Raw genomic sequence first — 21,520 nt, forward strand, 5'->3', positions numbered from 1 at the left:
GAGTGAAAGAGCGAGACCGTAAAAGAGCGAAAGAGTGAAAGAGTGAAAGAGCGATGGTCCGGCAATCCGTTTCTCGCCTTGTTTTGGCGCTCTTTCACTCTTTCATTCTTTCGCTCTTTATTTTTTCTTCGCCAACTCTAACGCCTGCGTGGTTGTGTAATATTTGGCAATCATGTTGGGGACTTCCCAGGCGGGCATTTTACCGGCTTTCAGGTAGTCGATGTACTTCTGCGCCACCCGACCGAAGTGGGCTTCGTGGCCTTCCTTGTATTTATCGGGAATGATAACCTCCCAGCCCGACGCTATTTTCTTCACCTCCACGCCGGGAAACTCCTGCTGAATTTTCGGTAAGGCCGCTTTGAGGGCTGCGTCGGTATCCTTCGTACCGGCCACGGGTTCGATGTAAAGCGTGGGTTTGTAGTTCTGCTCGGCTCCCTGCCGGATGATCAGGTTGGCTTTGGTGCCGCGCATGATGGAGTAGTGCGTGTCGCCCGCGCCTTCGGGGGCTTTGTAGGCCCAGGTAACGGACACTTTCGCATGAACCCCCCGCAGTGTATAGTTAATTTCGCCATTGCTGTACACCCGGAGAACACTGTCTTTCACCACGTCTTTTTTGAGGTAGTCCGGAAAGGCGTTCTGCTTCGTAATGGCTTTGAACTGGCTTAGGCTCATGTCGGTGGTCCAGCGACGGGCGGAGGTCAGGCTGATGTCTTTCTGGTAGTCGATTGTCTGCTCGGGGAAGCACTCCCACTGCACCAGATCGACCAGGTGCGTCGTCACGTCGACGATGCCTTCGCCCTGCTGTTCTACATCCATGAACCAGGCCGGACGCGTCAGAATGCTGCCCGACACGTTCTTGTAAAAATGGTGAACGCTCTCTTTCGTGACGGCGGGTTTGTCGGGCGTGCCTTTTTCGAGCGTCCCGAACACCTCCGGCTGGCGCGAGAAGGCCCGTTGCAGCATGGTCGAGATTTCGTACCGCTCCGTCATGATGTCGTAGAGCAGCACCTTGTTTTTCTCGGCGGTGGCAAACGACTCTTTCAACTGATCGAAATTCGACGCGCTGATTACCATCGGTTTATCGGCCAGCACGTTGAAGCCCGCTCCAATGGTTTTCTGGATGTAGTCCGTTTTCAGGCGGTTATTCCCGGCCATCACGACCACGTTCCCTGCCGTAGCGACGGACCGCTTGTCTGCCAGCATTTTATCCAGGAAGTCAGCGCCTTTATAGACATCTTCTTTCCAGTGCGTCGGGTTCTCGGCGCGGGTGTTGTAGCCTTCAATTTTGTCGAGATGCAACTGGAGATCGGGCCCGTCGGGCGCATATACATGCACGGTCGAATCGACACCTTCGTACATGGTTTTCTGCACCAGGGCCGCGTGAAAGTGGCCGGGGTCCAGCGTGATCAATCGAAAATCAGCCATAGATTTCTCGCTTTTCTCGGATGACTGACAGGCAGCCAATAAAGCAGCCAGAAAGAGGCCACTAACGGTGGGGGTTAACTTCATCAAGATTATTTTAAGCTTGAAATTTGAATAAATCTTTAATTGAAGTTGCTGGCCCTGTACAACGGATTGGTTATCCGTTGGGCCGTTAGGCCAATTGGCGACCTTATTAGCCTAACGGCTCAACGGATAACCAATCCGTTGTACAGGGCCAGCAACCTCAATTAAACCTATAAGGTCTTTGAGACCTTATAGGTTTTGAACGCTTACTTCGCCGACGCCACCATCTTGATGGCGTACGGTGCTCGCTGGGGGCGCGACAGGAGTTTGTTGGCTTCGGGGTCGTTTTTGAACTGCTCCTTTTTGGGGTCCCAGTACAGTTTGCGGTTCAGTTTCATGGCGGCATGGTGCAGCAAACAGGCCGAACAAGACCGGTGGCCTACCTCAGTAGGTGCAATCGGCTCTTTGCGGCTCACGATGCTCTCCAGCCAGTTGCCGTGGTGCTCTTTGCTGACCGGCAAATGAATTTCGTTCGGACCAATCACCGACGTCAGGAGTTTAGGATCGCTGGCGTCGAGTTTTTTAGCCGCGTTTTGTTTGGAAAGCGGGTCGCTGGCGGTTACAGCCGCATCACCACGCGACACGAAAATCCAGCCTTCTGTTCCTTCAAACCGAATGCCGTTGGCGATTTCGTTCGTGACGATCATGTGGACGCCGTTCTCATACATAGCTTCGGTGCGGAAGATACCGTGCACATCCCACAAACCATGTTTCGGAAAATCAGCTTTGCCCCAGATTTCGACCGGGCCGGTGTACTCGGTGTTCATAGCCCAGTGGGCGGAGTCGATGTGGTGAGCGCCCCAACCGGTAATCATCCCCGCGCCGAACTGCTCGCAGCGGAGCCAGCCCGGACGGTCGAAGTCGGCCTGCGGATGCACCCGTTTTTCGGTGTAATATACCTCGGGCGTAGTGCCCAGCCACATGTCGTAGTTCAGGTTTTTCGGGACGGGCATCTGCGGTTCCTCGTCGCCCGATGGGTCACCGGGGAGACCGACATATACCGTTTTCAGCTTGCCAATGCGTCCGTTGCGGACCAGTTCGGCGGCATAGCGAAACTGTTCTGACGAACGTTGCTGGCTACCTACCTGCACAATCTGGCCCGATTTCTTGACGGCATCGGCCATCATGCGCCCTTCGGCAATGGTGAGCGACGCGGGTTTCTGCATGTACACGTCCTTTTTGGCGCGGACGGCATCAATCACGATGGGCGCGTGCCAGTGGTCGGGCGTACTGACCAGTACGGCGTCGATATCTTTGTTCAGGAGCAGTTCCCGGTAGTCGGTATAGACCCGAACGCCGTCGTAATCTTTACCTGTTTTCTTGGCGTAAACACCATTGACGAGCTGTTTGGCGGATTCGGCGCGGTTGCTGTCCAGGTCGCAAACGGCCATGATGCGGGCGTTGTCGTACTGCCATACGCCCGGCATGTCGTGCCCGCGCGAAATGCGGCCGGTACCAATGGCTCCTATGTTGATGCGGTTGCTGGGCGCATGTTTACCGAATACCGAAGCGGGAACAATGGTCGGAAATCCACTGATAATGGCCGTAGAGGCCAGGGTTCCTTTAGCTGTCAGATCGAGAAACTTTCTCCGGGAGACGAGCGATTTTTTATCGGATGCCATAAGCAGCAGGGGTTCAGAGTCGTTATATGATACAGTAAGAATAAGCCCAATGATTTTTACTACATCTATGGCCGTTTACTTATCTGTTCATTTTCGCTGACGTAACCACTCTCCACCCTCCCCGTCTTATGTCTGTCTTGAAAGGCCCGGGGAACGCGTATATCCGCTGAATACTCCGTTCTTTACGGCAGACTTCTCTTTAATTCACCTATCGGTATGCTACACCGCTTCATCATTTTTCTCGTTCTGGCCGGGCTAAGCTCCTCCTGCATGTTTGGCTCGTACCCGTCCGGTTACCCATCTGGTGGAGGGCAGCAATACCCATCCGGCGGACAGCAATCGCCCGACGATACCTATCCTAATTCAGGCAGCCAAACCAGAACCGGCCGCCCCGCCGATCCCGGGGTTACGGTAAACAGCATCCGGCTCACGCAGGATTATACCATTCTGAACCTGACCTATACGGACAACAACCCGCCGAGATACGACCAGAACAGGCATTTGATGTCAACGGGCACCATCGGTTTCGATCCTACCGGCTATTTGGTAGCGGCCAACGGAGCCAGAACATTTGCCTTTATAAAAGTGGAAGGAATTCCTGTCAGGAGAGAACAAATTGACCCCAATACCGGAAAACGAGTTCTGGTGGGCATGAATACATTCCCCGGCGATAAGATCAACTTCAGTTTGTATTTTCAGCGCCTGGACAAAGGCCTCGAGAACTTCGACATTTTTGAGTGTACCAGCGACCAGTATATCTGCTGGAACATTTACAATCTATTTGTTAATAACCCCGCCGACCAGGTCGTCTACACGCCAGCCCCGGCACCCACACCTGTTCCTAAATTACCGAAAAAGCAGACCTCGCTTCCACAGCCATCCGGCGAGTCGGGGGGCGAGATGGAAGTTCCCCGAACGGATGTTCCCCGAACGGATGTTCCTAAGCCAAAGCCCACTCCTGCGCCGGCACCCGTACCTATGATGGTAGCGGTGTCGGGAACAGTAAGTGATGCCAAAAGTAAACGGCCCGTTACCGCCACGATCGACTATAAACTTTCGGCCAGTAAACAGGCCATTGACTCGGTGCAAAGCTTTGCCTCGACGGGTGCCTACCGGATGAGCCTCAATAAAGGGCAGGTTTATACCTATGTCGCATCGGCGCGCGGCTATCAGTCGGCCAGTGGCGTACTGGATTTAAGCAAAGTGGCAGGTGGGCAAAAACTGACGCGCGACATTGCCTTGACCCCACTGGCAGTGGGTGATAAAGTGACGCTCAAAAATATTTATTTCGAAATGTCGAAGTCAGATCTACTGTCGGCGTCCTTTTCCGAACTGGATAAACTGGTGTCTATGATGCAGGACAACCCCAAAATGAGCATCCGGCTCGAAGGACATACCGACATCATCGGCGATCACGACAAGAACCTGCAGCTCTCCCGCGACCGGGTCATTGCCTGCCAGCGGTATCTGGTTCAGCAGGGCATCGACATTGACCGAATTCAGACCATCGGCTACGGAGACACACGCCCGATTCTGACAAAAGGCACCGACGAAGAGCGTAAAGTCAACCGCCGGGTCGAGTTTGTCATTCTGGCAATTTGATGGCGGCACAACCCGATAACCCGCACGACCGATTCTTCAAGGAAACGTTTTCGCAGCCCGAAATTCTGATTGATTTTTTGAACGTTTTTGCGCCAGAGGATGTCCGCCAACGGCTCGACTACGCCACGCTTACCCGCGAAGTCGATACCTTTACCGATGAACAACTGGCCGAACACTTTGCGGATCTCGTTTTCTCGGTACAGTATGGCGGTCAGGTCATACGCCTAGTGCTCTTGCTGGAACACAAAAGTTATACCGAAGAGCATCCGCATTTTCAGATCAACCGCTACCTGCTCAACCTCTGGGAGAGTCAGCTTAAACAAAAACAACCGCTAACGCCTATTCTTCCCGTCATTGTGTATCATGGCAATCGACGATGGAAACGGCGGACTGTACCCGATTATTTTTCGCCTATCGATCAAACGCTGCTGGCTTACCTGCCCACTTTCGAGTATCTGCTGATCGACCTGTCGACGCTGTCCGACGAACGCCTGCCCACATTGCGCTCCGATTACGCCCGGCTGACAGCTATTCTCTTGCAAAACAGTCGCCGGAAACGTCAACTGACTCGACTACTCGACACCTTTGCCGACGTTGTTCGCCGATTGATAGAGACCCCCGCCGGAGAACGGTTCGTTGGAACGGGCTTTCTCTATCTGTCGTATACCGCCGACTTGACCAAAGTTGAACTATTTGGTATCTTTAACCGTATTTCGTCAAAAACCGAATCTTCTACCATGACAGTCGCCGAAGAATTAATACAGGAAGGACGCGAACAGGGTCGTCAGCAAGCCATGACAGTTGCCGAAGAATTGATACGGGAAGGACGTGAGTTGGAGCGTCGCCAGGTAATGGCTGCAACCGAAGAATTGATACGGGAAGGACGCGAGTTAGAGCGTCGCCAGGTAATGGCTGCAACCGAAGAATTGATACGGGAAGGACGCGAGTTAGAGCGTCGCCAGAGTACGATCAAATTCATTAAGGCTATGTTGAATTTGAATCTTGATGCTGCTACCATTGCATCGGCGGCTGAGTTACCTCTGGCCGAAGTCAATATTATTATAGACGAAATTAACCGCACCCATACCCCATAAGGTTTGCACTGGTTTATCCATATCCCTAAAGCGAACCACGGCGGTTCGCTTTTTTGTTTTCTCACAATAGGGCTTTGGGTTATCGGCTTAGACAACCTATGCCATCTATTTCCCTATCTTTGCACTTATTTTTTAACCGCCCAATTGGCTTTAGTCGTCACAAACGAACCAATTAGCGCGTATGATCCTCTCTGACGTGAAATATCAGCAATATGAGTCCCTCGATTATGCGCAGATCGCAGCCGAGGTTTTAACATACTGGAACCAGAATCAGGTTTTCGACAAGTCGGTTTCCATCCGCGAGGGAAAACCCAGCTTTACATTTTACGAAGGTCCGCCTTCGGCCAATGGAACGCCGGGTATTCACCACGTAATGGCCCGGTCGATCAAGGATATTTTCTGCCGCTACAAAACCCTCAAAGGCTTTCAGGTCGAGCGGAAAGGCGGCTGGGATACCCACGGCCTGCCCATTGAGCTGCAAGTCGAGAAAGAGCTGGGTATTACCAAAGATGATATCGGTAAACCCGAATCAGAAGGCGGTATCAGCGTGGAGGACTATAACCGCAAATGCCGCGAAACGGTTATGCGCTTCACCGACCAGTGGAACAGCCTAACCGAGAAAATGGGCTATTGGGTCGACCTCGAAAACCCGTATGTTACCTATAAAAACGAATACATCGAGTCGGTCTGGTCGCTGCTGAAAAAGCTGTACGACCAGAACCTGCTGTATAAAGGCTATACCATCCAGCCCTATTCACCGAAAGCGGGAACGGGGCTCAGCTCGCACGAGCTGAACATGCCCGGCACCTACAAGGATGTTCGGGACACGACCATTGTGGCGCAGTTCAAGGTGAAACCCAGCGGTAAGTCGGGCTTCCTGTTCTTCGATTCAGCCGATGCCGACATCTATATCCTGGCCTGGACCACTACGCCCTGGACATTACCCGCTAACTCGGCCCTGACCGTTGGAGCCAACATCGACTATGTGATGGTGAAAACGTTCAACCCCTACACGCACATTCCCGTACATGTAGTTCTGGCCAAAAATCTGGTTGGCCGCTGGCTGAACGAGAAAGGACAGGTCGATGCGGTGAACAGTCCGGCCTTCGATGCCTATCTGCCCAATGACAAGGTAATTCCCTGGACGATTGTGTCGGAGTTTAAAGGGCAGCACCTGGAAGGTATCGAATACGAGCAGTTGATGCCCTACGTTCAACCCGACAAACCGGCGTTCAGAGTTATTCTGGGTGATTTTGTGACGACTGAAGATGGTACCGGTATCGTTCATACTTCACCAACCTTCGGGGCCGATGACTTCCGCGTTGCGCAGGCAGCGGGTATCCCGGCGATCATGGTGAAGGACGAAACCGGCAAAGATGTCCCCATTGTGGATAAACACGGTCTTTTTGTGAAAGAGATCGGTGAGTTTGCCGGGCGGTACGTCAAGGAAGAATATTACTCGGACGAAGAGCGCGAAGACCCGGAATTCAAACCGACCGACGTGCTCATCGCCATCAAGCTGAAAGAAGAGAATAAAGCCTTCAGAGTCGAGAAATACGAACACCCCTACCCGCACTGCTGGCGGACGGACAAGCCAATCCTGTACTATCCACTGGATAGCTGGTTTATCCGGACGACGGCAAAAAAAGAGCGGCTCGTTGAACTGAATAAAACCATCAACTGGCAGCCCGAAAGCACCGGCACCGGCCGCTTCGGCAACTGGCTCGAAAACCTTGTCGACTGGAACCTCAGCCGCAGCCGTTTCTGGGGCACGCCCCTACCGATCTGGCGCAGCGAATCCGGTGAAGAGGTGTGCGTGGGGGCCGTAGCAGAACTCGTTGAAAAGAGTCAACGAGCAAATGAGCAAATGAGCGAATGGGTTGCGCAGGGCAAAACCGAATTCCAGGCGTACATCGATAAGAACCAGGCCTTCCTGGCGGCTCATGCTGATGGCTCGTATGACTTACACCGTCCCTATTCCGACGAGATTTATTTCGTTTCAGAAAGCGGGCAGCTCATGCAGCGCGAATCCGACCTGATCGACGTTTGGTTCGATTCAGGAGCGATGCCGTATGCCCAATGGCATTATCCGTTTGAGAACGAAGCCGTATTCAACAAAGCGTTTCCGGCTGATTTTATCTCCGAAGGGGTCGATCAGACGCGGGGCTGGTTCTTTACACTCCACGCCATTGCCGGGATGCTGTTCGACTCGGTCGCGTTCAAAAACGTGGTGTCGACGGGGCTGGTGCTGGATAAGAACGGCAACAAAATGTCGAAACGGCTTGGTAACGCGGTCAACCCGTTCGAGACGCTCGACAAGTACGGTGCCGATGCGACGCGCTGGTACATGATCACCAACGCTGAGCCCTGGGACAACCTGAAATTCAATACCGATGGCATTGGCGAGGTGCAGCGGAAGCTGTTCGGCACACTCTCGAACACCTATAACTTCTTCGCGCTTTACGCTAATCTGGACCAGTTCACGTTTAGCGGCCGCACCGTGCCCGTAGCCGAGCGCCCGGAACTCGACCGCTGGATTCTATCCAAATTACAATCGTTGATTTTGGAAGTCGAGGAGCAATTCGACAGTTACAACCCAACCAAAGCGGGCCGGGCCGTTCAGGATTTTGTGAACGACCAACTCTCTAACTGGTATGTTCGGTTATCACGCCGGCGCTTCTGGACCGGGGCCGCGCCCGACGGTGAGTTAACCACCGACAAACGGGCGGCTTACGAAACGCTGCACGAATGCTTGACGACCGTATCGCAACTGATGTCGCCGATTGCGCCGTTCTACGCAGACTGGCTCTATCGCAATCTGAATGAAGGCGTTATATCGGTTCACCTGACCGATTTCCCGACAGGCGACCACGCACTGATCGACCTGGAACTGGAGCGTTCGATGGAACTGGCGCAACAGGTTTCGTCGCTGGTGCACTCGCTGCGCAAAGGCCATAAGCTGAAAGTTCGGCAACCGCTGAGCCGCGTACTGGTTCCGGTTTTGAATACGGACACCCGCCGTCAGATCGAGCACGTCAGCCCGATCATCATGTCGGAGGTAAATGTAAAGGCCGTTGAGTTTGTCGACGATGCCAGCGGTATCCTCAAGAAAAAAGTGAAGCCGAATTTTAAGGCCCTCGGCCCTAAATTTGGCAAGCAGATGAAAGACGTGGCGGCAGCTATTACGGCCATGAGTGCGGAGGAATTGAAGGGGTTGGAACAAACCGGTGAGTTCATCATCCCGGCGCTCAACCAGTCCATCACCCCGGCCGATGTCGAGATCATCACCGAAGACATTCCGGGTTGGCTGGTTGCCAGCGAAAACGGCATTACGGTTGCGCTGGACGTCACCCTGAGCGACGAACTGCGGGGCGAAGGCATTGCCCGCGACTTTGTGAACCGGATTCAGAATCTGCGTAAAGACCGGGATTTCTCCGTGACCGATAAAATCAGGATCACGCTGGAAAACAACCACGATGTACTCGCGAAAGCTGTTGAAAGCAACAGCGACTATATCCGGCAGGAAGTTCAGGCTGTTTCGCTCGATCTGGTGAACGATCTGAACGGATCACCTGCCGTTGCCGAGATAGAAATGGACGAGTTTCAATTGCGCGTTCTTGTCGATAAGGCGTAACAAATAAAAGTAGTACCATAGGATAAAAAGTCACTCCATCACCGGGGTGACTTTTTTGTTTTCAGCCAAACAAAAGTGAATTATGTATATCGGTGTAAAGGGTTAATAACTTGGAATTTACAACGGCACGAATGTTGTATATACGATTTGGTTACTGGTCCTAAATCAATCACAGACAATCCGGTTCTGAAGGCAACACTCACCAAAACGCTTACTACTTTGATAGACTATTTACGCACGACATTACACACCTTCGTTAACAATTACCAGGCCGTTATGTGGCGGTTGCGAGAGTGTCCTTTAAATGATGAGCAGTTGGGCATTGCCGTCGGGTTGAGTGGCAATGCGATTCGCAACCGGCGTTCCAAACCCGATTTATGGAAATTATCGGATGTTGAACGGCTGGCTAACTATTTTACCTTACCGGTTACCGCCTGTGTTCAACTTAATCAGGTACTTCATGAATTACCTGTTGGCCTTAAAAGTCTTTCTCCTGAAGAACGGAGAAGTGCTGAACGAAAGTTACTATTTAAAATAAATCAACTGGAGTCCTACAACCAGAGCGATTGGCCCGTCCGTTATTTACTCCGCATGCATCAGTCGCTGCTAAATAATAACTAGTTAACCCACTGATTACCAAACCATAGCAGCCTGATAGGATATTCTTTCGGTTGTCCTTACTTTTGCGGTGTATTTATACCCACCGTATGAGATTGGTTTACTATTTACCCATAACTTTCCTTTTACTGGTTACAAGGATTTCGTTTGCTCAGGCGCCTAAACTTATTCGGGGGCCTTATCTGCAAGTTGTAACGCCTACCTCGGTTATTGTTCGCTGGCGGACAGACCAGCCAACCACGGGTCGGGTATGGTTTGGCCGGTCAACTAATCAACTCACCGAAAATGTCCGGGAAACCCAGCCCGCTCTGGAGCACAGCCTTACGCTGACGGGCCTTCAGGCGGCTACCCAGTATGCCTATTCTATTGGCTATGACGATACGCAGCTGGCCAGCGGGCCTGATTATTACGTCAGGACAGCCCCGGCTGCCGGCGAAGCGCGCTCGGCTCGCTTCTGGGTATTGGGTGATTTTGGCAGTGGAAGCGACAACCAGCGGAACGTATATCAAGCGTACCGGAATGCCACAGCCAACCGCCCGGCCGACCTCTGGCTCTGGTTGGGCGATAACGCCTACTCATTTGGCTTTGAAGACGAATACCAGCAGCTTGTCTTCCCGATCTACGCGCCAACCCTGCGCAACACCCCACTCTTCATAACGCCCGGCAACCACGATTATGCCGACAGCGAAACCAATTTTAATGTCGCTTATTACAAACTGTTCGCTTTCCCCGAAAAAGGTGAAGCGGGTGGGGTACCATCCAACTCAAAATCCTACTACTCCTCCAACTACGGCAATGTCCATCTCATTTCCCTCGACTCACAAGGCCGTTCGGACGGGCAATACCGCCTTTATGACACCACGTCGGTTCAGGTTCAGTGGCTAAAACGGGATCTGGCAGCGAACAAACTCCCCTGGACAATTGTCATTTTCCACCACCCACCCTATAGCAAAGGCGGTCACAACTCCGATACTGAGCTATCCATGAAGCTCCTTCGGGAGAACCTCACTCCCATTCTGGAACGGTATAGCGTAGATTTAGTCCTCAACGGACACAGCCACGGCTACGAGCGCACCTACCGACTCAAAGGGCTGCGGGGCCTGGCGAACACGTTTGATAAAAAAACGCATATTACCGAGACGACAACGGGGCGGTACGATGGGTCGCCGAACTCCTGTCCCATCCTGCCGAAAGGAGAAGGGACCATTTACATTGTCAATGGGTCGGGGGGCCAGTTGGGTGGTCGATCCATTGACTTTCCGCACCCGGCAACGGTGTACAACAATACCACGGTGGGTGGGTCAATGCTGCTGGATCTCAATGATAACCGGCTGGATGCGCAGTTTGTCATGGCTGATGGCTCCGTTCAGGACAAGTTCACCATTATGAAAGACGTGAACAAGACCGTTTCCCTGGCCGCCGAATATGGCGATACACTTCAGTTGAAAGCCTCCTGGACCGGTGACTATCGCTGGGCAGGCGGGCAAACCAGCCGGAGTATCCGCTACCTCGCTGACCAGTCCGGTACCATTCCGGTAACCGTAACGGATGGACGCCAATGTCTGACTGACCTGTTTACCGTATCGGTTCAGCAGCCCCCCAAACTGATAACCCGAATAGGCACTTCAACCGCGGTCTGCATTGGCGGCACCATAGCGGTTACGGCTACAGCTGAAAACACGACAAAAGCCGCTGGCTGGCAATACGATCTCCTGTTATCTGATGCCGCTGGTAATTTTGTAACGGAACAGATCGTGGGTTCTGGTTCACTGAACGCTCTGACAGCCAGCCTGCCAAAGACATTGGCTTCCGGAGCAGGGTATAAACTCCAGGTACGCCCCAGAGGTGTTCCTTACGCACAGCTTGTTTCGAGTGAGGCTTTTGCCGTAAAACCGCTTCCCACGGCCACCCTGTCTGGCTCCACAACGGTGTTACAAGGTCAGCCCGTTTCACTCACGCTGTCTTTTACAGGAGAAGGTCCCTGGCGAGGTAGTTTGTCGGATGGAACCCCTTTTGCAGGCACTGTCAACCCAACGGTTCTCACGCTTCAGCCAGCGAAATCCACGCTTTACACGGTATCGAGTGTCGAAAACAGTTGTGGTGTTGGCAGCACATCGGGGCAGGCTTCGATAACTGTACTGCTGCCAACTGCCGAAGAAGAGTTTGTTGGTGGACAGTTAAACGTTTACCCAAACCCGGCTCACGAACTCTTGTTTGTCGAGTTAACGACGACGCAAAAGAAAGACGTTAGTATACTGCTCCACGACGCACAGGGGCGTTCTGTATTCCAAAAGCAATTCGGCCCGGTTACATCTATTTCAGAATCCATTCGGATGCCAGCCGCTACGGGAACGTACTTACTAACGGTTCAAGCCGGGCAGACTAAAGTAACTCGGAAAGTAGTGAAGCAATAGAAAGAACGCTGGCGCAGGTCGGTCCGCGCCAGCGTGCCTACAGTCTACTTTTTACAATATCTGCCCTATCCCGAACAGGATTACGAACAGAAGGGTGGTGAGGGCCAGTTGCCCAAGCCGGGCGTTTAGCTCTACTGGGCGCTTGTGCGTCGCTACAGCGCGGCCATTCAGAAAAAATAACGGGAAGGACAATACGTAGAGATACCCCTGAGCAGGGGCTTCGATCAGAAACGAGTACGCCACCGCACAGGCCATACCGGCGATTAGTAACCCCCAGTGATACCGAATAGCCAGCGGCAGGCCAAGCCGGGCCGGAATCGAGCGTTTACCCGTCATGGTATCGGTTTCAATGTCCCGGATGTTGTTGATGTTTAGAACGCCCGTTGCAAACAGACCAACACTCGTAGCGGGGAGGAATAACAATGGCGAAAAAGACAGTGTGTACAGAAAATAAGTACCCAATACACCGACCCAGCCAAAGAAAATAAGCACGGCGATGTCGCCGAAACCAGCATAGCCATAGGGTCGTTTGCCGTTTGTGTAGCCAATGGCAGCGGCAATGCTGAGTAACCCCAACACAAAGAAAAACCAGAAGATTTTGGGTTCTACGGTATAAAAAGCCACCATCAGCAGCCCGATCCCGCAAACCAGCGAAAGCACCGCCATCAGGATAATCCCCTTCAGCATGGCCTCTTTGGTAATGTCGCCGGTCGCTACTGCCCGACGGGGGCCGACCCGAAGCTCCGTATCTTTCCCCGACACGGCATCGCCGTAGTCGTTGGCAAAGTTGGAAAGGATTTGCAGGAAAATGGTCGTAAGCGCGGCCAGCACGGCAATTTGCCAGTTAAAATGCTGATTGGCCAGCGCCAGAAAGCTACCCAGGATAATACTGGCCAGGGCCAGCGGCAACGTACGCGGCCGGGCAGCCGCAATCCAACTTTTCATCATTTTGAAAAGCAAAAGAGTGAAAGAGTGAAAGAATGAAAGAGCGAACGGCCAGATTTAGGCTTCACTCTTTCGCTCTTTCACTCTTTCACTCTTTCACTATTAAATTCCTACTGCTTTCTTAAACTCTTCATCCGTTGGCTTCACTTTCGAGGCAAAGAAATTCGTCAGTTCGCCTTTTTCGTTGATGACGTATTTGCAGAAGTTCCAGGTTGGCGCTTTGTCGTTCCAGCCGTTCATCGACTTGTCGGTCAGCCATTTGTACAGGGGAGCCTGATCGTCGCCCAAAACCGATACTTTCTCGAACATGGGGAAGGTTACACCGTAGTTCTTTTGGCAGAACGTAGCAATTTCATCGCTGCTGCCGGGCTCCTGGCTACCAAAGTTATTGGCGGGAAAGCCAAGTACAACGATTTTGCTGCCGTGCTCTTTGTAAAATTTCTCCCAGTCAGCATACTGGGGCGTAAAGCCACACTTGGAGGCTACGTTCAGGATAACAACTTTCTTGCCTTTAAAACCGCTCAGGGCTACTGGCTTACCATCCAGCGACTTAACGGTGAAATCGTACAAACTCTTTGTGGGAGCCGTTGCATTGGCCGGAGCGGCAATGGCTTCTTTCTTGTTGCTGAAGATGCCTTTAACGAGGGTAGAGAAGGACATAAAACTGGACAGGCTCGCCACCAGGGCTACGCCGATTAAGGTAAAAACTACATTCTTTTTCATGGTTAGTTTAACGTTTTGGTAGAATTTGGAAATAGCAATTTAAACGTACTGAATTTGAACGGACTAACTACATTTTCTCTGGTACTTCTATGCCCAATAAACCCATTGCCTTACGAATAGTTTCACCAACGGCTTTTGCCAAAATAAGTCGGGTATGCATCTTCACCGCATCGGCCTCTTTCAGGATCGACAGCTTGTCGTAAAACTGGTTAAATGTCTTCGCCAGCTCATAGGCATACTGGGCAATATACGAAGGCGCAAAGGCCGCCCCGGCCTCACCAATTCGCTGCGGGTACTGGCTTAGCAACAACACTAACTGCTGCTCAAGCTCATCTAACTGATTGGTAGCAACAGCACCCTCGGTCACGGCGTTCATCTCAGACGCTTTTCGCAGAATCGACTGGATTCGGGCGTGAACATACTGGATATAGGGACCGGTGTTTCCATGTAGATCGACCGACTCCTCCGGGTTGAACTGCATGCGCTTTTGCGGGTCAACTTTCAACAGATAATATTTTAACGCCCCCAGACCCAGCATCCGGAACAACGTTTTTTTCTCCTCGTCGCTAAACTCGTCAAGCTTTCCCTTGGCGGCTTCGTCGGCGGCTGTCGAGGCTGCATCGGTCGTTTCCTGAATCAGGTCATCAGCGTCGACAACGGTACCTTCCCGCGATTTCATCTTACCCGTTGGCAAATCGACCATGCCGTACGACAAGTGGTACAACTCGTTGGCATAACGTCGACCTAACCGGCGCAGAATGGCGAACAGTACATTAAAATGATAGTCCTGCTCATTGCCGACAACCCAGATCTGGCGGTCGCTGTTGAAGTCCTGCTCTTTCAGTTCGGTCGTGCCCAGGTCCTGGGTGATGTACACCGAGGTACCATCGGCCCGCAACACGAGTTTCTGATCCAGCCCTTCTTCCGTTAAATCAATCCAGACGGAGCCATCCTCTTTACGGTAAAAGACGCCCTTCTGGATTCCTTCTTCGACGATTTCTTTCCCGAGCAGATAGGTATTCGATTCGTAGTAGATCTTGTCGAAGCTAACGCCGATGGTTTTGTAGGTAACATCGAAACCGGCATATACCCAGTTATTCAGTTTCTGCCAGAGCGCAACCGTTTCGGTATCGCCCTGCTCCCACAGACGCAGCATCTGCTGCACCTCCTGCATGAGGGGGGCTGTTTTTTCAGCTTCTTCCTTCGGCGTTCCCTTCGCCACCATCTCCTCCACCTGCGCTTTGTAGGCTTTGTCGAAGAGGACGTAATATTTTCCGATCAGGTGATCGCCTTTCATGCCCGATGACTCCGGCGTTTCCCACTGACCCGATGCATCGGTACCGAACATGCGGTAAGCCAGCATGGACTTACAGATGTGTACACCCCGATCGTTGACAATACAGGTTTTGACAACGTCGTACCCACTGGCGGCTAAAATCCGGCTTACCGAATCGCCCAGAAAGTTATTTCGCAAATGCCCAAGGTGCAGGGGTTTGTTGGTGTTCGGCGAGGAAAACTCAACCATCACCGACTGCCCTTTCGACGGCAGGCTACCAAAGGATGAATCGGCCGCAATGTCATTTAACACCTCCACCCAGGCCGAATCGGCAATACTGATGTTCAGGAACCCCTGTACGACGTTGAAGTTGCTGACAATCGAACTGTTGTCCAGCAGCCAGCCGCCAATTGCCTGGCCAATCTGGGCCGGTGCCTGCCGGAGCGCTTTGGTCAGTGAAAACGTAACGAAGGTGTATTGTCCTTCGAATTCTTTTTTTGTCGGCGAAAGTTGCACATCGCCGGAATTGCCCGGATAGAGTTCGGCAATTGCCCGTGTAATGTCGGCTTGTAAGGTAGACTGAATATCCATTACCCACAAAAGTACGAAATGTAGCGCAAGTAGCGCGGGCAGTGCGCCGTTTCGATGGAAACCCGCGTAGCCGAAGGCAAAACCAGACCATGCCTGTTGGCTTCGGCTACGCAGCTTACCGTCCGGGCTCCATCAAGGCGTCAGTACGGTCGTCCCTTCCGCAACAGTCTTAATTTTTTCTTTCGTGAAGAAGACAGGAAAATAGCTGTTTTCGGCCCAGATCGGGAACAGATCGCCATAGTGCGGACTTTCGGGATCACCCGACTGGCCGGGCGTATTGATGCCCAGCGTTTTATCCCAGTCTTCGGTATCGACCAGAATTCGGAACGATGCCCCGTGCGTTTGATTCAGCTCGTTCGACGTAGCGTTGACAGTCTCGGCATAACCACCCCGCGCCACCGGCCCAAGGTTTATTTTCTGACGCATCGCTTTATCGACCATATTGCTGAGCGGGTGCGTCAGGGTGATGTGTTTGTTTTTTCGTTGCCCATACACCCAGTCGTCCATGTCGGAGCCGAGCCGGGTGGTGAGTTCAGCCACGGCTTTATCCAGGCAGGTTAAGAGCAGACTGTCGCGGCCGGGCGTTGGGATGAGCAAGGCGTCAAAAACACGTTTGGTCGGCAAACTTTTAAAATAGGGCCGGGCGACTTTTGGCACTTTTTCCAGATAAACCGCCTGCTTCAGCTGCCCTTCCCAGGCGACATAAATAGACGCGGCTACGGCATTGGGCGTCAATTTATAGTCCCACTTGCGGAGGTAACTCAGTGCCTGTTCGGTACGGTCTTTCGGGGAGGCCAGATTTTGCAGTAGCGGCACCAGCGTCCGGGCCGGAATGGACAGATAATCGGATTGAAGGGCCATGAAATCGACCAGCGTTTTTCGGGTGCCATCGTTCAGCACCTCTTCAATACGGTGCGCCCGCGACGGACTCGACCACGTCCAGCCAACGGCATTTCGATGCGGGTAATCCGTTGCCGTCAGGTTATTATTGGCGGTGGCTACATAGCCTTCGGGCGGGTTAAGTTTGTTCGGCAACTGGTCGATGGGCAGAAAGCCATTCCACTCAAACCGGCCATCGCCCGGTACGGGTACCAGGCCCGTAAAGTTTTTCCCCGAACTGGCTTGCCGAAGGGGTGCCAGCCCTACCGACTGCCACCCAATTGTGCCGGTCTTATCGGCCCAGATCATGTTCTCGCCTGGCACCCGGCTATACAGGCAAGCCTTCCGAAATTCGGCCCAGTTTCGCGCCTGATTCATTCGCAGGCTGGCCAGATAGGGTGCCGAACCGATCTCCAACCCGCCCGACCGAACCGCATAGGCTTTGTGATGCTGCGCATCTTCAAAAACCACCGGCCCATGACGGGTATATTTGAGCGTAGCCGTAACGGGCTGACCGCCCTTCACCGAAATGGTTTCGGTAGCGGTTTTCATGGTTTCCCAGCGGTAGGCGGATCCCTTGCCTCTGTATCGGTACTGGTTTGGATTGGCTGGGTTGGTTTCGTAAACGTACAGGTCTTCATTGTCCGTCTCAAAAATGGTCAACCCCCAGGCACCATAGTCGTTGTGTCCGATGGATACCCCCGGCAATGTGGGTTCGCCAGCGCCAACCACATTCCAATTCGGGGCATTCAGGTGAACCCAATACCGTAGCGACGGTGTCGACTGTGCCCGGTGCGGGTCGTTGGCCAGCATGGGATACCCGCTTGCCGATTTAGCACCCGAAATAACCCAGTTATTGGAGCCGACATATTTCTTGTCACCGTCGAAACCGGGCATAACATGCGCTTCATCCGCATCCTCATCGGCTCTAGCAGCCCGGTTATTAAATTTTAACGGCAGGCGAAAAGCCTCATACAGCTCCAGAATCGGCTGAAAAAGTTCGTCGCCGTTTACGTGAAGTGTCAGATCGGGTTGGGCGGTTTTGGTTGGCGAGGACTCCGGGAGAGGATGAAACCATTGCAGTTCCCGGAGTTTGTCGGCTCCAATCAGTTTCACCAACCGACCGTAATTGAGTTCCTCCCGAACGTTGTACATCAGTCCCTGATGACGGCTGATGACTACAGCGGGCGTCCACAAACCGGGTTTGGTATCGAGCGTTCGAAATTCGAACGGTAACTTTTCGGGGGTCTTCAGGATGTCGGTGATGTAAGCATTGATTCCCGCCACAAACGCGCGAACAATCTGCGGTCCGTGCGGATGATAATGCAGCAACTCCTTGTCCAACTCGGCCGGTGTCGCATTCGGCTTAAACCGAAATAGACGGGTGCCAATATCCCGTTTTACTTCCTGCGGCCCCAATAGTTCGGCAACGGTTCCGGTGGCCTGCCGTCGCCAGATTTCCAGCTGAAACAAACGGTCCTGCGCAGCGGAATACCCTTGCGCGAAGAAAAGATCATGCTCGTTTTTGGCATAAATATGATTGACACCCCAACGATCGCGGATGATTTCGACGGGCTGCTGCAAGCCAGCCATGCGTATGGTCTGGCTGGACTGCGAATGACAAAACGTAGTAAGAAAGCTAGTAAGCAGAAGAAGTAGTAAGCGCATGTGTTCGGATTTGAACCTGAACATACTAACTTTTTCCGGTCAATCTAACGTTAAGCCCGATTATGGTATAACGTACAATCCTCCTAGTGCGGTTCGGGGTGCTCCAGCAGTAACGGAACCGCTGCCAGACGCCCACCGCTCAGCTGACGGGCCGTTGTGTAAGCCCGAAACACAAACGGAACAATATCGACCCCGTTATCGCTGGGGAACAAACCCGTCTGCCGGTTCAGTGCATTCACGAACAGGGCTACAGTGATGTTGTTAGGCAGCTTCATCCAGATCGTTCGCAGCCCGACATAGGGAACCTGGCTGCTATAATACCACCAGCCGTCGTGATAGGCTATATCGCCCAGGTTCGTAGCGGCCCGGAAACACCCAAGATTATTCAACAGCAGGGTATCTTTATAAGCCGTTGGAAGGACCGACTGATCGGTCGATGACAGAACCGTAGCGTACAATTTACCGGCTTCGCGGGGCGTAAGATACCAGCCATAGGCGCCCAGTGTGTTCGTAAAATCGCCCGGATTCCAGCCCTTCTGGCCTGCGGTGTAGGTGTAGCTGTAGGAGTAGGTTGGCTCACCGGCCGGGTAGGTAGGAACAGCATTCGGGATGCCGGCTTTGTCCAGAACATTCGTCTGGACGTAGGCCTTATACAGTTGCTGCGTCTGCTGGTCATCAGTAGCTTCATTTCCGGTAAACACATAGCCGGTCATGGCAGGAATCAACACCCGCATCAAACCAATATTGGCATTTTGATAGCAGTACTGACCCCGATTGGCAGCTTTCACGCCGTTGGCAATCAGTTGTTTCAGACCAGTATAAATATTCTCATTGTATGATCCGTTCTGGCAGTTGTTGCCCAGTCCAATAATACCGCTGCGGTGGTTGAACAGGTCATAAAAGGTAAGCTGATCAATGTTCGGCCCTTTTGCCCAGGAAGGTGGCAGGTAAGGGCTGATCTTGTCCGTTGTTCGAATACCTTTTTGAGCGGCCAATTGTGTGAAGGCCATCGCTGCAATCGTTTTGCTCATGCTGGCAATGTGCATTTTCGTGTCGATGGTGTAGGGCTTCTCCCCTTCCGGGTCAATTGCCCTCGACTTCAAACCACCTGCCCCCGAAGCTTTCAGTTGGTTGTTTTCGTAAATGACAAAGCCGTAGCCAATATCACGATTTTGCAGCAGTCCGGTCAAAGTCCGGGCGAAGGCATCGGTCAACCTGAACTGAACCTGAAACGTGACCACTTCGCTGTATACGGTTCCGGCAGCTGTCGTCAGGTAGGCCCTGGCAAAATAGGTCGCTTTACTCTCCAGCCCCGTCAGCGAATCGCTGAACGTATAAGGTAGGGTCGCCAATGTCAGTAATCGGGCCGTTTTGCTGTCAGAAAGAGTAGGTAACGCATTTGTTTTCGACCACACAAATCCGGCGGTAGTTGCCCGACCCGTTGGTGCTGCGATGAGTGTTGCAGACAACATAGCGGAGGTACTACTTTGTATGGATATCCCAGGCGTTTGACCGAACGTTACGACGTCCGGAGTCGGCATGGTGGGGTCTGGCGTATGCTTGCAGCCTGACAGGAAGGCGACAATAAGCACGCACAGACTGATGAATAGAGACCTTCGCATTTCATTAATCCAGTAAACAGGCTTACTGTCATAAGCCCTGCCCAAAGAACGCATCATTTAATTAACATATCTCTTATTGATTTATTCATTGGTAAGCCATAAAGCTATTAAAACTTTAACTAGCGTTTAACTACCTGATATAAAGTATGTTGTTACTTTGTTTCACACCAAAAGCAACGAGAAAAAATGAGCCTTTCAACCTATAAATTTCTGACCATTGTCCTACTGGCCAGCCTTACGGGTTGCGTAACGATCCAATCAAACATCAAATCGGATGCTGTACCGACCTTTCAGCGGGTTCTGATCGTAACCAAGATGCGGAATGCGCCCGACAGCTACGTGCGGACCTATGCGAGTTCATTTCCTGCTGGCTATGAGGTTTGTACCCTGGCGATTAGTCCATTATCCTTTGACAACCCCGATGACGCCATTCGGAAGCAGACAGAAGCCTGTCATAGCGACGTTATATTAACCCTTGAGTTAGTTAAATCCGGGCATTACGTGTACAGAGGGGCGAGCCGTCCATACGAGTTCAATGCGGAAATGACATCGGTAGCTACTGGCCAGCCTTTCTGGAAAGCTATTATCGCATCGGATCAAAATTATGGGGAGCAGGTACCAGCCCGCAGTGTCATTAAACGCCTGCTGAGTGATCACATCATCGAAGGGAAACTACCGCAGGCCGTCAATTGAGGCCTCAACAGGCCTACACGAAAAAGGGTCAGGCTTCAGCGCCCGACCCTTCCCTCATTGACAAAAAGTCAACACCTGTTACTTCAAACTGCTCAGGTACGTCTTATTGCCGTTCTTGTTGATATAATACTTGCCACCACGAGGGCCGGTCATTACTTTCTCACCATTGGGGCCTTTCTGAGATGGATCAACCGGGGCTTTATAATCGGCGGGGGTCGCTTTTTCTTCTTTCGCCATTGTCCCTTTGCTCCCTTTACTCATTTTATCGTCTTTCAGGCCCGAGTTGTTAGCCAGTTTATCGGCTTTCCGGTCGGCCTTTTCCGTTGCTTTTGCAGCGTCGGCAGTACCCTCAGCAGCCGATTTTTTAGCGGCTTTGGCGGCTCTGGCAGCGGCCATCCGGTCGTTCATAGCCGCTTTTTTGTCAGCATCATCAGCCTTAGCCTCTTTTGCCCCTTCTTTGGCGGCATCCTTAGCGGCTTTTTTCTCAGCCTTGGCGGCTGCCTTAGCCGACGCATCGGCTTCGTTCATCTCTTTTTTAGCCTTGCCTTTCGATCCTTTGGCATCTTGAGCAGTGCCGTTGAAGGCGACAAGCATACACAGCGAGAGGCAGAGCGCCAGTAAGTTCTTTTTCAT

At 52.4% G+C, this 21,520-nt stretch carries 14 protein-coding genes; 6 read left to right on the forward strand and 8 right to left on the reverse strand.

From position 1 onward, the window contains the following. Nucleotides 1-117 precede the first annotated feature (117 nt). Together ACYVK4_RS01325 and ACYVK4_RS01330 are read right to left on the reverse strand one after the other, a co-directional pair. Nucleotides 118-1,509 (reverse strand): putative oxidoreductase C-terminal domain-containing protein, encoded by a 1,392-nt coding sequence (locus ACYVK4_RS01325; RefSeq protein WP_461125683.1) that lies wholly within the window; start codon nucleotides 1,507-1,509, stop codon nucleotides 118-120. A 203-nt stretch (nucleotides 1,510-1,712) separates the two neighbouring features. Next, complete coding sequence (locus ACYVK4_RS01330) at nucleotides 1,713-3,128, reverse strand: Gfo/Idh/MocA family protein (protein WP_461125684.1); 1,416 nt, start codon at nucleotides 3,126-3,128, stop codon at nucleotides 1,713-1,715. A gap of 216 nt (nucleotides 3,129-3,344) precedes the next feature. Between ACYVK4_RS01330 and ACYVK4_RS01335 the strand changes: the two genes are divergently transcribed. The 5 genes from ACYVK4_RS01335 (at nucleotide 3,345) to ACYVK4_RS01355 (ending at nucleotide 12,490) form a co-directional block, all read left to right on the forward strand. Continuing rightward, nucleotides 3,345-4,730 carry an OmpA family protein gene (locus ACYVK4_RS01335; protein ID WP_461125685.1) on the forward strand — a complete coding sequence of 462 codons (1,386 nt, stop codon included), beginning with the start codon at nucleotides 3,345-3,347 and terminating at the stop codon, nucleotides 4,728-4,730. Then, nucleotides 4,730-5,824, forward strand: coding sequence for an Rpn family recombination-promoting nuclease/putative transposase (locus tag ACYVK4_RS01340; protein ID WP_461125686.1), 1,095 nt, complete (start codon nucleotides 4,730-4,732; stop codon nucleotides 5,822-5,824). Before ACYVK4_RS01335 ends, ACYVK4_RS01340 begins: the two co-directional genes overlap by 1 nt. A gap of 181 nt (nucleotides 5,825-6,005) precedes the next feature. After that, nucleotides 6,006-9,458 (forward strand): isoleucine--tRNA ligase, encoded by a 3,453-nt coding sequence (gene ileS, locus ACYVK4_RS01345; protein ID WP_461125687.1) that lies wholly within the window; start codon nucleotides 6,006-6,008, stop codon nucleotides 9,456-9,458. 219 nt (nucleotides 9,459-9,677) lie between these two features. Beyond that, nucleotides 9,678-10,079 (forward strand): hypothetical protein, encoded by a 402-nt coding sequence (locus tag ACYVK4_RS01350; RefSeq protein ID WP_461125688.1) that lies wholly within the window; start codon nucleotides 9,678-9,680, stop codon nucleotides 10,077-10,079. A gap of 86 nt (nucleotides 10,080-10,165) precedes the next feature. Further along, nucleotides 10,166-12,490: a metallophosphoesterase gene (locus ACYVK4_RS01355; protein WP_461125689.1), complete on the forward strand. Its 2,325-nt coding sequence runs from the start codon at nucleotides 10,166-10,168 to the stop codon at nucleotides 12,488-12,490. Between the two features lie 51 nt (nucleotides 12,491-12,541). Here ACYVK4_RS01355 and ACYVK4_RS01360 read toward each other — a convergent pair whose 3' ends face one another. The 5 genes from ACYVK4_RS01360 to ACYVK4_RS01380 all read right to left on the reverse strand — a co-directional run bounded on the left by ACYVK4_RS01360 (nucleotide 12,542) and on the right by ACYVK4_RS01380 (nucleotide 20,194). Continuing rightward, the gene (locus ACYVK4_RS01360) at nucleotides 12,542-13,435 is read right to left on the reverse strand and encodes a 1,4-dihydroxy-2-naphthoate polyprenyltransferase (protein WP_461125779.1); all 894 of its coding nucleotides are present in this window, start codon (nucleotides 13,433-13,435) and stop codon (nucleotides 12,542-12,544) included. 102 nt (nucleotides 13,436-13,537) lie between these two features. Beyond that, nucleotides 13,538-14,158 (reverse strand): glutathione peroxidase, encoded by a 621-nt coding sequence (locus tag ACYVK4_RS01365; protein WP_461125690.1) that lies wholly within the window; start codon nucleotides 14,156-14,158, stop codon nucleotides 13,538-13,540. A gap of 67 nt (nucleotides 14,159-14,225) precedes the next feature. Continuing rightward, entirely contained in the window at nucleotides 14,226-16,025 is a 1,800-nt protein-coding gene (gene argS / locus ACYVK4_RS01370) for an arginine--tRNA ligase (RefSeq protein ID WP_461125691.1), read from the reverse strand. A gap of 132 nt (nucleotides 16,026-16,157) precedes the next feature. Beyond that, nucleotides 16,158-18,572, reverse strand: coding sequence for a penicillin acylase family protein (locus ACYVK4_RS01375; RefSeq protein ID WP_461125692.1), 2,415 nt, complete (start codon nucleotides 18,570-18,572; stop codon nucleotides 16,158-16,160). Between the two features lie 83 nt (nucleotides 18,573-18,655). Next, nucleotides 18,656-20,194, reverse strand: coding sequence for a serine hydrolase domain-containing protein (locus tag ACYVK4_RS01380; RefSeq protein WP_461125693.1), 1,539 nt, complete (start codon nucleotides 20,192-20,194; stop codon nucleotides 18,656-18,658). 186 nt (nucleotides 20,195-20,380) lie between these two features. Here ACYVK4_RS01380 and ACYVK4_RS01385 point away from each other — a divergent pair, with 186 nt between their 5' ends. Further along, nucleotides 20,381-20,887, forward strand: a complete 507-nt coding sequence (locus tag ACYVK4_RS01385; RefSeq protein ID WP_461125694.1) for a hypothetical protein — start codon at nucleotides 20,381-20,383, stop codon at nucleotides 20,885-20,887. A gap of 78 nt (nucleotides 20,888-20,965) precedes the next feature. On the opposite strand, the gene ACYVK4_RS01390 is transcribed toward ACYVK4_RS01385, so the two are convergent. Continuing rightward, on the reverse strand, nucleotides 20,966-21,520 hold the full coding sequence (locus tag ACYVK4_RS01390; RefSeq protein WP_461125695.1) for a hypothetical protein: 555 nt from the start codon (nucleotides 21,518-21,520) through the stop codon (nucleotides 20,966-20,968).

This window comes from Spirosoma aerophilum, from assembly GCF_054782495.1.

Coding starts and splice junctions, on each gene's coding strand:
- ACYVK4_RS01325 (WP_461125683.1), bottom strand. CDS start 1,509: ATGAAGTTAACCCCCACCGTTAGTGGCCTCTTTCTGGCTGCTTTATTG.
- ACYVK4_RS01330 (WP_461125684.1), bottom strand. CDS start 3,128: ATGGCATCCGATAAAAAATCGCTCGTCTCCCGGAGAAAGTTTCTCGAT.
- ACYVK4_RS01335 (WP_461125685.1), top strand. CDS start 3,345: ATGCTACACCGCTTCATCATTTTTCTCGTTCTGGCCGGGCTAAGCTCC.
- ACYVK4_RS01340 (WP_461125686.1), top strand. CDS start 4,730: ATGGCGGCACAACCCGATAACCCGCACGACCGATTCTTCAAGGAAACG.
- ileS (WP_461125687.1), top strand. CDS start 6,006: ATGATCCTCTCTGACGTGAAATATCAGCAATATGAGTCCCTCGATTAT.
- ACYVK4_RS01355 (WP_461125689.1), top strand. CDS start 10,166: ATGAGATTGGTTTACTATTTACCCATAACTTTCCTTTTACTGGTTACA.
- ACYVK4_RS01360 (WP_461125779.1), bottom strand. CDS start 13,435: ATGAAAAGTTGGATTGCGGCTGCCCGGCCGCGTACGTTGCCGCTGGCC.
- ACYVK4_RS01365 (WP_461125690.1), bottom strand. CDS start 14,158: ATGAAAAAGAATGTAGTTTTTACCTTAATCGGCGTAGCCCTGGTGGCG.
- argS (WP_461125691.1), bottom strand. CDS start 16,025: ATGGATATTCAGTCTACCTTACAAGCCGACATTACACGGGCAATTGCC.
- ACYVK4_RS01375 (WP_461125692.1), bottom strand. CDS start 18,572: ATGCGCTTACTACTTCTTCTGCTTACTAGCTTTCTTACTACGTTTTGT.
- ACYVK4_RS01380 (WP_461125693.1), bottom strand. CDS start 20,194: ATGCGAAGGTCTCTATTCATCAGTCTGTGCGTGCTTATTGTCGCCTTC.
- ACYVK4_RS01385 (WP_461125694.1), top strand. CDS start 20,381: ATGAGCCTTTCAACCTATAAATTTCTGACCATTGTCCTACTGGCCAGC.
- ACYVK4_RS01390 (WP_461125695.1), bottom strand. CDS start 21,520: ATGAAAAAGAACTTACTGGCGCTCTGCCTCTCGCTGTGTATGCTTGTC.